The sequence below is a fragment of the Epilithonimonas sp. 33E genome (assembly GCF_059372615.1).
Window position 1 is genome coordinate 830,329 of sequence record NZ_CM182009.1, and the last position, 12,345, is coordinate 842,673.

Genomic DNA, 12,345 nt, shown 5'->3' on the forward strand with positions numbered 1-12,345 from the left:
TCGTGGTTAGGACAAATTTACGGAATTATAGGATACCAATAAAAAATGCCGGTTTAACCGGCACTGTATATTTTAAACTGAATTTATTGTTTGATAATCTGAGTGATTTTCTGAGTATTATCATCCAGTACATATCTCATAAGATATTTTCCCGGACGTAGTTTGTCTAATCTCAGCTCGGCGCTGTTGCTGTTAATTGTATATTCAGCAACTTGAGCTCCCAAAATTGAGAAAAAGGTCACAATTCTGATTTTTGCAGAATCATCTTTAGATTTCAAAATCAAAACATCCTTAGTAGGATTGGGATATGCCACCAAAACACCATCATCGGTCTTTTGTCCGGCAATTGTACGAGCTGATTGAGCCTTCATTTCTCCCGAAAATCCAACTGAAACTACCGTAAATATAATAAAAAATAGAAATTTTTTCATTCGCTTTCAAATGTTACATAACATATTACACAAATATATTTTAAATAAATTGATTATGCAATAGTTTATCCGTAAAAGTATAATTAAATTTGCATAAACAATTTTTATCAGGATGATTTCAAGAAACAGAAGACTAAGAACCAATGATTCCATCAGAAGTCTTGTCCGTGAAACTAGCCTTACAACAAACGATTTGGTACTACCAATGTTTGTTATGGAAGGAGACAACAAAAAAGAAGCCATTTCTTCAATGCCAGGCGTTTTTAGACAAAGTTTAGATTTAACGGTACAAACTGTTAAAGAAAATTATGATTTAGGAATCAAGGCAGTTAATCTTTATATGAAGGTTTCTGACAACCTCAAAGACAATACCGGAAAAGAAGCCTGGAACCCGAACGGATTGATGCAGAATACCATAAAAGCGATCAAGGATGCAGTTCCGGGAGTAGTTGTAATGCCGGACGTGGCATTAGACCCTTATTCTATTTATGGTCATGACGGGATTATCAAAAATGGAAAAGTCGATAACGATTCTACGGTAGAAGCCCTAGTGAAAATGGGGATTTCCCACGCCGAAGCCGGTGCTGACATTTTGGCTCCGAGTGATATGATGGATGGCCGTGTGATTGCAATGAGAGAAGGATTGGAAGAAAATGGATTTACGGATGTCGGGATTTTATCTTATGCGGCAAAATATGCGAGTGCATTTTACGGACCTTTCAGAAGTGCTCTGGATAGTGCCCCTGTTGATGCGCAGGAAATCCCTGCAGATAAAAAAACGTACCAAATGGATTTCCATAATTCCCGCGAAGCTATTGATGAAGCGTTGAGAGATGTAGAAGAAGGCGCAGATATCATTATGATAAAACCGGGAATGCCTTATCTGGATATCGTCTCCAAAATCCGTGAGCTTATTACGCAACCAATTGCAGTTTACCAGGTGAGTGGTGAGTATGCAATGCTGAAAGCTGCTACACAAAACGGCTGGCTGGATAATGATAAAGTATTGATAGAAAGTCTGACAAGCTTCAAACGTGCAGGTGCGGATATGATCTTCACTTATGCTGCACCGGAAGTTGCAAAGCTTTTGAATCAATAAATAAAAAAACCGTCTACTTTGACGGTTTTTTTATTCATTTTCCAGTTTCACTTTAGATTCAAGCAACGCATTTTTTTCTTTTTCGGCAAGTTCAGGATATTGCAGATTCATTTCTTCCAATTTATCAATGATAATTTGAATCGCCGCAACTCTGGAAAACCATTTTTGGTCAGCCGGAATTACGAACCAAGGAGCCGAATCAGTAGAGGTTTTGTTGATTGCCTCTTCATAAGCTTTCATATAATCATTCCAAAAACCCCGTTCTGTGACATCTCCAGCAGAAAATTTCCAGTTCTTATCATCTTCATTGATTCTGTCAAGAAAACGTTGTTTTTGCTCTTCCTTGGAAACATTCAGGAAGATCTTGATAATCTTGGTTCCATTATTGGCAAGATGTTTTTCAAAATTTCGGATGCTTTCGTATCTGTTTTCCCAGAATTTCTTGTCAAATTGTTTTAGATCTGTCCAGACTTTCTCGCTGAGGTTATACTCCGGATGAACTTTGCAAACCAAAACACTTTCGTAATGTGAACGGTTAAAAATTCCGATTTTCCCTTTTTCGGGAAGCGCTTGATATTGCCTCCAAAGAAAATCGTGGGAATATTCTTTGGAACTTGGGGTTTTGAAGCTTGTCACCTCACAGCCCTGAGGATTCACTCCTCCAAAAACATGTTCTATCAGGCTGTCCTTACCGGCTGCATCCATCGCCTGGAGGACGATGAGCAAAGATTGACTTCCATCAGCATACAACTTTTCCTGCAAGAGCCGCAGTTTTTCTTTTTCGGTTTCCAAAAGTTCTTTGGCTTCATCTTTATCGATTTTGCCTTTATAACTGGTGCTTTGTTTTTTTATCTCGAATTTTGAATTTTCTTTAACCAGAAAATCATCTGAAAAATTGTAACCCATAAAATTTGATTTAATGTAAAAATAAAAAAAACCGTCTCTAAAAAGAAACGGTTTATAATATTAATTTGTAATCTGCTATTTATTTAGCAGCTTCAACTTTTTTAACAGCCTTTTTAGCAGCTCTGCTGTTAGAGTCGGTAGCAGGAATTGCTTTAACTTGTGCAACAGCCTTAGCTTCAGGAGCAGCAGTTAATTTTGCTTCAGCATTTTCTCCTGCAAGATCTTCAACAGTTCCTTTGATGTAAAGAACCGATCTGTTATTTTGAGGGTCATTAGAATAAACTTCGATCAGTTTATTGAAAGAACCTTTGATGCCGGTATTATAACCAACTTTGATCTGAGCAGATTTTCCAGGTAAGATAGGATCTTTGCTCCATTCAGGCGTAGTACAACCGCAAGAAGGCTTAACTTCGCTGATAATCAAAGGCTTGTCGCCTGTGTTTTTTACAGTGAAAAATCGATGACCATCAGAACCCGCTTTCACGTTTCCGTAGTCAAAAGTTGTTTTGTCGAATGAAATTGTTTGAGCAGATGCAAAAGCGATAGCTCCTGTCATAAATAATCCTGCAAGAATCTTTTTCATATTGTTTTTGTTTTAATTAAATTTTTAAAGTTCAAAGTTATAAATAATTTGAATATGTGCTGTTAATTTTTTCACATTGTGTTATTTTTGCAAATTACAAGCCAAAAAAATATTTTAAAATGCAGATTGCAGACAAATACAATCCACAGGAAACTGAACAAAAATGGTATGACTTCTGGTTAGAGAACAAATTTTTCCATTCCACTCCGGATAACAGACCGCCGTACACTATTGTAATTCCTCCGCCAAATGTGACGGGTATTCTTCATATGGGACATATGCTGAATAATACAATTCAGGATGTATTGGTCAGAAGAGCAAGAATGCAGGGTTTCAACGCTTGTTGGGTTCCGGGAACGGACCATGCTTCTATTGCTACAGAAGCAAAAGTTGTTGCGAAACTGAAGGCTGAAGGTATCAACAAAAAAGATATCACGAGAGAAGAATTCCTGAAACATGCCTGGGAATGGAAAGAAAAATACGGAGGAACCATTCTGGAACAATTGAAAAAACTGGGTTGCTCCTGCGACTGGGACAGAACAAGATTCACGATGGAGGACAATCTTTCTAAGTCTGTTATCAAAGTTTTTGTTGATCTTTATAATAAAGGGCTAATTTACCGTGGTTACAAAGTTGTCAATTGGGATCCGGAAGCGAAAACCAATATTTCTGATGAAGAAGTCATTTTCAAAGAACAAAATGGGAAATTATTCTATCTTAAATATAAAATCGAAGGTTCAGAAGATTTCTTAACCGTTGCAACTACACGTCCGGAAACTATTTTCGGAGATGTTGCAGTTTGTGTAAATCCGAATGACGAAAGATATCAGAGCCTCAAAGGCAAGAATGTAATCGTTCCAATCGTAAATCGTGTAATTCCAATCATCGAAGATGATTATGTTGACATCGAATTCGGAACCGGCGCTTTGAAAATTACGCCGGCTCACGATATTAATGACTACGAAATCGGGCAAAGACATAACTTGCCAATCATTGATTCTATGGATGATGATGCAGTTCTTAATGAACACGGAATGCATTATCAGGGAATGGGAAGATTCACGGTAAGAAAAGAAATCGCCAAAGAATTAGAAAAAAATGATCTTCTTCTGAAAGCGGAAGATTATGTAAATAAAGTTGGAACCTCTGAAAGAACAGGTGCTGTTATCGAACCTAAAATCTCCGTGCAATGGTTCTTGAAAATGTCAGAATTGGCAAAACCGGCTTTGGATGTGGTGATGGATGACACAATCAAATTCCATCCTGAAAAGTTCAAAAATACGTACCGTCACTGGATGGAAAATGTTCATGACTGGAACATTTCGCGCCAGCTTTGGTGGGGACAGCAGATTCCGGCTTTCTATTACGGAACGGGCGAAAATGATTTCGTAGTTGCTGAAAATATAGAAGATGCTTTGGTTTTAGCTAAAGAAAAAACTAATAATCAACAACTGACAACCGAGAACCTTAAACAAGACGAAGATGCCTTGGATACTTGGTTTTCATCTTGGTTGTGGCCAATGTCGGTATTTGAAGGTATTTTAGATCCGGAAAATAAAGATATCAATTATTATTATCCAACCTCGGATTTGGTAACTGGTCCGGATATTATTTTCTTCTGGGTCGCCAGAATGATTATGGCCGGCTTGGAATATAGAAAAGATGTTCCTTTCAAGAATGTTTATTTCACAGGAATAGTGAGAGATAAGCAAAGACGAAAAATGTCTAAGCAATTAGGTAATTCACCCGATCCAATTGATCTTATTGAAAAATATGGAGCTGACGGTGTAAGAGTCGGAAGTTTGTTGAGTTCTGCTGCAGGTAACGATCTGTTGTTTGATGAAGATCTAATGTTGCAAGGAAGAAACTTTGCTACGAAAATCTGGAATGCTTACAAATTGATCCAGGGTTGGAAACGTGATGGAAATATCAAGGCTAAAGAATCTGATAAGCAGACTATCAATTGGTTTGGAGAACAATTGAATAAAACAATTGCTGAAATTGAAGATCAATTCTCAAAATTCAGGATTTCTGATGCATTGCATTTGGTTTATAAACTGATTTGGGACGATTTCTGTGCTTGGTATTTGGAAGCAATCAAACCTAATTTTGGAGAAGCGATTAGTGAAGAAGTTTATCAGAAAACCATTGCTTATTTTGAGGAATTGATGAAATTGTTGCATCCATTTATGCCTTTCTTGTCAGAAGAACTTTGGCAGAATATCTCCGAAAGAAGTATTTCCGAAGCCTTGGTAATTGCTCAACAGAAAAAATCAGAACCTTATAATGAAGATAAAATTAAGGATTTCGATTTTGCTAAAGAAGTCATTTCCGGCATTAGAAACTATCGTCAATCCAAAGGGATTTCGCCAAGAGAAGCAGTTGAAGTTTTCACGAATGTTTCCGGATTGGCAAATGCTGAGGTGATTCAGAAATTGGCGAATATTTCAGAAATTAATTTCAATCAAAAAACGGACAAGCCAAGTTTCACATTCTTGGTTGGAGCTAATGAATTTTCTATTCCGTTAAGTGAAAATCTTGATCTAAGTGAAGAAAAAGCAAAGACCGAAGAGGAAATCAAATACCTGAAAGGTTTCTTGATATCGGTTGATAAAAAGCTTTCCAATGAGAAATTTGTGGCCAATGCAAAACCAGAAATTGTAGAAGTTGAGCGTAAAAAACAAAAAGATGCGCAGGATAAAATTGCGCTTCTTGAAGAAAAACTGAAAAGTTTGTAATGACTCACATAGAAAATATTAAAAAATTGTTCTCCCGGGACTTCGTAGAAAATCCATTATTGGAAACCTACGAAGTCGGGAAGATTCATATCTCATCCGGACAAGTTGTGGCCAGTGATGTTTTGATTTCACCTGACCATTCTGCATTTACACAAGAATTTCCGAAAGGTGATTTTCCGGTTTTTGTACATAAGGAAAGAGAATCCAATTGCATAGCCTATGCAGAAATTGTTTTTGATAAGAATCAATTGGCAGAGAATTGGGTTTTGGCACTTTGTGATCATCAGAATCCTGAAGATCTTAAAGAAGGGGAAATCTTCGGCTATCCTGTAGAATCAGGAATGGGAAGTTTTATGGACAAAGATGCTCAGAGTTCTCTTAATCAATTGGAGCAGGAACTTTTTCATAAAAAAGGAGCTGACTTTATGGGGATCTATGAAGAGTTTTTTCATTCTCATTTCTTTGATGAAAACGGAGCGATTGACCAGTTTGCAGTTCTCAAACCTTACGACGGAAAGAAGGAAAATATCATTGCTTTCGAGACTGGTTATGGCGAAGGTTTTTATGCTAGTTATATAGGTTATTCTTCTGGAAATAAGCCAGTTAAATTAATTTCTGAGTTTATTGAAATCGGAACCGATTAATTGATTACATTAGCTCAAATGAAATCGGTGTAGTGATTATACTTGATTTTAAAAAAAAGTACGGGTATTTGTAAATGAAACTAAATAATATAAAACCTCAGATTGTAGTTGTAGGAAGTTCTTCCATAGATTTGATCCTCAGAACCAACAAAATTCCAACGGCCAATGAAACTGTTCTTGCTCAGAATCTGAGAAGCTATTTGGGTGGAAAAGGTGCTAATCAGGCAATTGCAACGTCGCGTTTGGGAGCGCAGACATCTCTTATAAGCAGAGTAGGAATGGATCCTTATGGACAACAGGTCTTAAGAAATCTGGATGACGAGGAAGTGAACGTTGCTTATGTTTTCGAGGATGAAGACGAAGATACAGGAACAGCTTATGTTACGGCTTCGGAAGAAGGAAACTCGATTACGGTAATTCCTGCGGCCAATTATAACCTGTCTCCTTCAAATATTGATGAAGCGGAGAAATATCTGGTTAATGCAGATCTGATTCTGACCCAACTTGAAATCCCTTCAAAAACTGTTGAATATCTTTTCAGAAAAGCTAAAAATCTTGGAAAAAAAATAGGGATCTATGCTGCTCCTGCGAGCAGGCTTTCTGATGAAATTATAAATTATGCTACATTTATTGTTGCAAAAAGTACAGATCTTGAAGTTATTTTTGGTAAAGGCAATCATGATGACATTATCAAACATCTGCCCAATAAATTATTCGTAAGAGACGGTGCCAACAGCACAAGTTATTTTGATGGTTCCGAAATGAAATATTTCCGAAAAGATCCTAAAAGCCATGCACACAACATGGGATTGGGTGATGCTTTCACATCTGGGTTTTCTATTGCTCTGCTTCACAATAATTCGATTGAGGATTGTGTGAAATTCGGGAATGAAGTTGCGTTGAAAGCTGCTGATTACAGAGGTTCCCAGAAAGGTTTACCTTATCTCAAGGATTTTCAGAAGTAATATTTTCAGCATATCGAAATATAATTCTCATCGGTTTGAATTTTCTACTTTTATAAAGTGATTCTCTTAAATCAGTTTTAATGCAAAGTATTAATATTTTAACCGAGGATAATTACAGTTTATCCGCACATCTTTTTGAATCCAAAAATTCCAATAGAAAATTATTGTTGATTAACTCTGCAACAGGTGTTAAGCAACAGATTTATTTCTCCTTTGCTCAATTTTTTTCGGAGCAAGGATTTACGGTGATAACTTATGACTACAGAGGAATTGGACTTTCTAAGCCTGATGAAATGAAAGGTTTTGAAGCTTCGATGAGAATTTGGGGAACTAAGGATTATAAAGCGGTTACGAATTATATTAAAACCAATTTTCCGGATGATCAGAAATTCTGCCTCGGACATTCGGTTGGAGCATTGATTTTAGGAATGAATAAGGATTCCGAGATGTTTGATGAGTTTATTTTTGTAGGAACACAGAACGCTTTTGTCGGAAATCTAAAATTAAGAACAAAAATTGAAGCTTACCTCGGTTTTGGAATTGCTCAACCTTTATCGACCCGATTATTAGGCTATTTTCCAGCCAATTGGTTTGGTTTGGGCGAAAGTCTGCCTTCCGGAAGTGCCTTTGATTGGCGAACTTTGATTCTTAATAAAAACTCAACTAACAAATTATTAGAAAAAGTCGATGATTTTTCCCGAAATTTGACTCAGAAAGTTTTCGTTATTAGGGCAGAAGACGATGTTTGGCTGACGGAAAAAGGTGTAAAATCTTTATTAGAAAATACGTATCCCAAGCTGAAACCGACTTACAGATTAGTCAAAACTTCGGAATCTGAGAAAGGAGAAATAGGACATATTAATTTTTTCAGAAGCTATAATAAAAAGCTCTGGAATATTATTCTAAAAGAACTGAATTAATGGAATTGATTAACAAAACAATAGAACTTGTCAAAGAAAAATTAGAAGGAACAGAATCCGGCCACGATTGGTTTCACATCGAACGTGTTTGGAAACTGAGTCTTAAAATTCACGAAAAAGAAGGCGGTAATCAATTAATTATAGAGTTAGCATCACTGTTGCATGACATCGCTGATCCAAAATTCCATAATGGTGATGAAACGATTGCTTCAAAAATCGTTAACCAATTTTTAACAGAACAAAGCCTGGATCCGGAAACGATTGAAAAAGTAATTTTCATCATAGAAAATATGTCATTTAAAAACCGCAATGATGCGCCGAAAGATCTGCCTCTGGAACTTAAAATTGTTCAGGATGCTGACAGGCTGGATGCGATTGGCGCGATTGGAATTGCAAGAACTTTCAATTTTGGAGGATATAAAAATAATCTGATGTATCATCCCGATATCGAACCCAAACTGAATCAGTCAAAAGAAGAATATAAAAAATCCAACGGAACCACAATCAATCATTTCTATGAAAAATTATTGCTTCTTAGGGATTTGCTCAACACGGATACGGCTAAAGAAATCGCTGAACACAGGCATCAGTTCATGCTTCAGTTTCTTGACGAGTTCTACAAAGAATGGAATGTCACTTTTTAATTAAAGATAAACCACTATCTTTGTTTTAATGATAATCATTTTAATCCTCATTTTTCTCATAGTTGCTTTATTTTTGTCCGGTTTTCGTTCAGAAAAGTGGAATCTATGGAGTAAGATTGTCAGAGCTGTTATCACGATTTCGGCAGCCGCTTATTTTACATTTTGGTTCGTAGAAAGAAGTTTATCACAATTTTTGGAAAATTCTCTGGCGGTCCAGGTGGTCAATTATTTGCCACAGCCGATAGATTTTTATATTATCAGGATCCAGGATGGAAATGATAATCAGAGATTCAGTTCAAAACATGTTGGTCAGATTCGCCCGGAATATTTCCGAATCGAGTATCTTAATATGCAGAAGTCCAATGAGTTTTGGGTCGTTGGATACATCGGGAAAGACAAACTCGTCTATTTTTCTCAGGTCGCTGTTCCCAACAAAAATGAGGATCAAATTGTAGAGGTCAGAAACTACATTAATCATAGTCTCAAATTGTCCGCTGTTGCAACAGAAAAAGTAGCAGAGCTCAAGTACGACAATATCAAGCTCAGCATTTGGGTGACGCTGGATTTGCTTCTTATTTTTCTCAATTCGGTTTTGCTTTTCAGAGGTAGCAAAAAACATTAGATGGTAATTGGGGCGACTTTAGCCGCCTTCTGTTTCCACTTGTCACTCTGAGTCCCGAAGAGTTCGAGTCGGGCCGCTGCCATTCTCTGTTTTAAAATTATTTCTAAAATAGAATTGCATTATTCATAAAAATTAATAATAAAATTTAAATAAAATATCAAAATAGATTTTGAGATTCTGGTCAACTTTGTACATTTAGCGAGTAGAAAAATGGTACAATTACTGCAACCTTAATAGATCAAATAAAATTAAAAATGAATTTATCAAAACATATTGATTCAGCAAGCGATGCTTTTAAAGATTGGAAAAAAGTCCCTTTCGAAGATCGTCAAAAATTACTTATCAACCTCGCTGATGTTCTTGAAAAAAATAAGGAAAAATTTGCGAAAACCATAACGACCGAGATGCACAAACCCATTTCACAAGCTATTGCTGAAATTGAAAAAAGTGCGGGAATGATAAAATATTATGCAGCCGCAGAAAATATTCTGAAACCTGAAAAAATCAAAACCGAGTTCAGTGTAAGTGAAGTTCATTACGAGGCGATGGGAATTATTTTGGGTGTAATGCCCTGGAATTTTCCTTTCTGGCAGGTTTTGAGGTTTGCGATTCCGGCAATTCTTGCAGGTAATGTAGTCATTTTGAAACATGCATCCATATGTTTTGGAAGTGGTGACGAAATTGAACTGGCCTTTAAAGAAGCTGGTTTTCCTGAATATGTTTTCAAAAATTTGAAAATCGGGCACGATGAAATCAAAGAGATTTTGGAAAATCCTTTGGTAAGAGGTGTCAGTCTCACAGGAAGCGAGAAAGCTGGTGGAAGTGTTGCAGCTCTGGCTGGGAAAAATATTAAAAAATCAGTTTTGGAATTGGGCGGGAGCGATGCTTTTATTGTTCTTGAAGATTCCGATTTTGAGAAAGCAGCGAAAGACGGACCCTGGGCAAAGCTTCAAAATACAGGGCAGATTTGCAACGCTGCTAAACGTTTTATCGTTCATAAAGATGTTGAGAAAGATTTTGTCCCAAGATTTATTGAAGAATATAATTCTTACCAACCAGCTGATCCGATGAAGAAAGAAACTAAGCTTGGAAAAATGGCAAGACCGGATCTGGCGGATGAACTGGAAAATCAATATAAAAAAGCTTTGAAAAATGGAGCAGAAGTAGTTCTGGCTTTAAAACGCATTTCAGAGAATGAGTTTCGTCCGGGAATTATCTTGGTAAAGGAAGGTAATCCGATTTTGCAGGAAGAATTGTTCGGGCCATTAGCTATTCTGATGATTGGAAAAAACGATGAAGAGATCCTGAAACTTGCGAATGATATTCCGTTTGGTTTAGGAAATTCGGTTTGGACTAGGGATAAAAAACGCGCTCAGTTTTTCATAGAGAATCTGGAATCGGGAACTGTTTCTATTAACAAAGCCACAAGTTCTGATACAAGGCTGCCTTTTGGTGGTGCAAAATCTTCCGGTTATGGCGTTGAGTTGTCTTTGCATGCTTTGAAGGAATTTACACAAGTTAAAACAGTGGTTGGAAATATTTAAAATTGACTTGACTGAAGAAAATAAAAAACCGCTCAAATTTGTTTTGAGCGGTTTTTGTTTTATTGACAAATCTTGCTTTATGTTGGATTTTATAGCCCCGATTGCAACGGTTACCCCACAGCACGCTTTGGAAAAGCACTGGCGCGAGGAGTATGAGTGGAAAGCGGGATTAAGCTCCCTAAAATTAATTCATACTAGCCGAATCTTTGGTTTTAACAGCAAGTAGTGAGTCAGCTTTTGCTTTTTTCTCCATTTCAATTTGCTTTACAACTGTTTCTCGGTTGTCCTGTTCCTTAATGATTTCTGACAGCTGAGGTTCAATGATTTTGTTCATCTCATCTTCCGAAATATTGTTAGCATCTGGCGAATCGAGCAGTTTTTTCCATGGACGTCTTTTTCCCCAAGGATAATCACCGTAAACGATCAAAGGAGTTCCTTTGGCCCTGGTAGTTGCTCCGCCTTTGTTCAGGATCCATGTGTCTACCCAGGTGTACATCCATTTGGCGTCTTCTTCCAGCATCCTAAGACAAGAGTGGGATGCAGGATAACCAGGCATTGCGTACTGATGCCAGCCAATGCCGTCAAAATTGGCAACATTGACATTCCAACGGAGTTTCCACTCGTCACTAACCGTTGATATGGCAACTTCTTTTTTCCAGTTGGCGAACATTAATCCCTTTTTTGTAGGTGTTGATTTTTTTCCCATACTGGTTGGTCCCCATTTAATAAGGTTTCCGTATTCGTAAACGCCAAACGCCTGAATCGGATAGGAAAAAAAGACAAACTTTTTCACATTTTCCAAAGTTGTAACATGGCCTGGGAATGGTGAATATCTCAAGAAATCTTCTTCTATTTTTGCAGGAACAACCAGTGTATCTGCATTGCCAATGTTGGCTCTGTCAAGCCGATTAAGTGCCAGGATGGTGTAAAGGGCTTTGCCGGTAAATTCTTTTTTATTTTGTTGAGAAACAGAATCCTTGTTTTTGTAAACCCAGGGGAAAAAACCGAAATCTTTTCTCGGAATTACAACATCCGGGACTTCCGGTTTTTCTTCTTTCTTTTCCTCCTCTTTTTTCTCACCGGGATTCAAAATTTCTGTTATCGGATTGTTTTTTTTATCCGGCGAAGACACAGATTCGTCTTTTTTACATTGAATCAGAAACAGGGAAAAAGCGATAAATAAAGGAAATGTGTTTTTAATAGTTTTTATGTTCATGGTTTTTTCTTTCTCCGTCTTTAAGTTACAAAA

12 protein-coding genes are annotated in these 12,345 nt (G+C 37.1%); 8 read left to right on the forward strand and 4 right to left on the reverse strand.

The window, feature by feature from the left end; genetic code table 11:
• Positions 1-83 precede the first annotated feature (83 nt).
• Positions 84-431 carry a T9SS type A sorting domain-containing protein gene (locus AC5P2S_RS03980; protein WP_283416463.1) on the reverse strand — a complete coding sequence of 116 codons (348 nt, stop codon included), beginning with the start codon at positions 429-431 and terminating at the stop codon, positions 84-86.
• A 106-nt stretch (positions 432-537) separates the two neighbouring features.
• Between AC5P2S_RS03980 and hemB the strand changes: the two genes are divergently transcribed.
• A complete protein-coding gene (hemB, locus tag AC5P2S_RS03985; RefSeq protein ID WP_494557001.1) occupies positions 538-1,530 on the forward strand; it encodes a porphobilinogen synthase in 993 nt (330 codons plus the stop codon).
• 30 nt (positions 1,531-1,560) lie between these two features.
• Here the strand turns inward: hemB and AC5P2S_RS03990 are convergent, their stop codons facing one another.
• Both AC5P2S_RS03990 and AC5P2S_RS03995 read right to left on the reverse strand, forming a co-directional pair.
• Complete coding sequence (locus AC5P2S_RS03990) at positions 1,561-2,436, reverse strand: polyphosphate kinase 2 family protein (protein ID WP_494556299.1); 876 nt, start codon at positions 2,434-2,436, stop codon at positions 1,561-1,563.
• Positions 2,437-2,515: 79 nt separating this feature from the next.
• Positions 2,516-3,019 carry a DUF1573 domain-containing protein gene (locus AC5P2S_RS03995; protein ID WP_283416465.1) on the reverse strand — a complete coding sequence of 168 codons (504 nt, stop codon included), beginning with the start codon at positions 3,017-3,019 and terminating at the stop codon, positions 2,516-2,518.
• Between the two features lie 119 nt (positions 3,020-3,138).
• On the opposite strand from AC5P2S_RS03995, the gene AC5P2S_RS04000 reads away from it, so the two are divergent.
• From AC5P2S_RS04000 to AC5P2S_RS04030, 7 genes are all read left to right on the forward strand, one after another.
• Positions 3,139-5,757 (forward strand): valine--tRNA ligase, encoded by a 2,619-nt coding sequence (locus AC5P2S_RS04000; protein WP_494556300.1) that lies wholly within the window; start codon positions 3,139-3,141, stop codon positions 5,755-5,757.
• Entirely contained in the window at positions 5,757-6,401 is a 645-nt protein-coding gene (locus AC5P2S_RS04005) for a DUF4241 domain-containing protein (protein ID WP_494556301.1), read from the forward strand. The genes AC5P2S_RS04000 and AC5P2S_RS04005 overlap by 1 nt, the downstream gene beginning before the upstream one ends.
• A gap of 74 nt (positions 6,402-6,475) precedes the next feature.
• The gene (locus AC5P2S_RS04010; protein ID WP_494556302.1) at positions 6,476-7,366 is read left to right on the forward strand and encodes a PfkB family carbohydrate kinase; all 891 of its coding nucleotides are present in this window, start codon (positions 6,476-6,478) and stop codon (positions 7,364-7,366) included.
• 80 nt (positions 7,367-7,446) lie between these two features.
• Positions 7,447-8,286, forward strand: a complete 840-nt coding sequence (locus AC5P2S_RS04015) for an alpha/beta hydrolase family protein (RefSeq protein WP_494556303.1) — start codon at positions 7,447-7,449, stop codon at positions 8,284-8,286.
• The gene (locus AC5P2S_RS04020; RefSeq protein WP_494556304.1) at positions 8,286-8,930 is read left to right on the forward strand and encodes an HD domain-containing protein; all 645 of its coding nucleotides are present in this window, start codon (positions 8,286-8,288) and stop codon (positions 8,928-8,930) included. Before AC5P2S_RS04015 ends, AC5P2S_RS04020 begins: the two co-directional genes overlap by 1 nt.
• Positions 8,931-8,958: 28 nt before the next feature.
• A complete protein-coding gene (locus AC5P2S_RS04025; RefSeq protein ID WP_283418184.1) occupies positions 8,959-9,552 on the forward strand; it encodes a hypothetical protein in 594 nt (197 codons plus the stop codon).
• A 254-nt stretch (positions 9,553-9,806) separates the two neighbouring features.
• Positions 9,807-11,096, forward strand: coding sequence for an aldehyde dehydrogenase family protein (locus tag AC5P2S_RS04030; RefSeq protein ID WP_494556305.1), 1,290 nt, complete (start codon positions 9,807-9,809; stop codon positions 11,094-11,096).
• Positions 11,097-11,280: 184 nt separating this feature from the next.
• Here AC5P2S_RS04030 and AC5P2S_RS04035 read toward each other — a convergent pair whose 3' ends face one another.
• Positions 11,281-12,312, reverse strand: coding sequence for a L,D-transpeptidase (locus tag AC5P2S_RS04035; protein WP_494556306.1), 1,032 nt, complete (start codon positions 12,310-12,312; stop codon positions 11,281-11,283).
• Between the last annotated feature and the right edge of the window lie 33 nt (positions 12,313-12,345).

Coding starts and splice junctions, on each gene's coding strand:
- AC5P2S_RS03995 (WP_283416465.1), bottom strand. CDS start 3,019: ATGAAAAAGATTCTTGCAGGATTATTTATGACAGGAGCTATCGCTTTT.
- AC5P2S_RS03990 (WP_494556299.1), bottom strand. CDS start 2,436: ATGGGTTACAATTTTTCAGATGATTTTCTGGTTAAAGAAAATTCAAAA.
- AC5P2S_RS04030 (WP_494556305.1), top strand. CDS start 9,807: ATGAATTTATCAAAACATATTGATTCAGCAAGCGATGCTTTTAAAGAT.
- AC5P2S_RS04025 (WP_283418184.1), top strand. CDS start 8,959: ATGATAATCATTTTAATCCTCATTTTTCTCATAGTTGCTTTATTTTTG.
- AC5P2S_RS04010 (WP_494556302.1), top strand. CDS start 6,476: ATGAAACTAAATAATATAAAACCTCAGATTGTAGTTGTAGGAAGTTCT.
- AC5P2S_RS04020 (WP_494556304.1), top strand. CDS start 8,286: ATGGAATTGATTAACAAAACAATAGAACTTGTCAAAGAAAAATTAGAA.
- AC5P2S_RS04005 (WP_494556301.1), top strand. CDS start 5,757: ATGACTCACATAGAAAATATTAAAAAATTGTTCTCCCGGGACTTCGTA.
- AC5P2S_RS04000 (WP_494556300.1), top strand. CDS start 3,139: ATGCAGATTGCAGACAAATACAATCCACAGGAAACTGAACAAAAATGG.
- AC5P2S_RS03980 (WP_283416463.1), bottom strand. CDS start 431: ATGAAAAAATTTCTATTTTTTATTATATTTACGGTAGTTTCAGTTGGA.
- AC5P2S_RS04035 (WP_494556306.1), bottom strand. CDS start 12,312: ATGAACATAAAAACTATTAAAAACACATTTCCTTTATTTATCGCTTTT.
- AC5P2S_RS04015 (WP_494556303.1), top strand. CDS start 7,447: ATGCAAAGTATTAATATTTTAACCGAGGATAATTACAGTTTATCCGCA.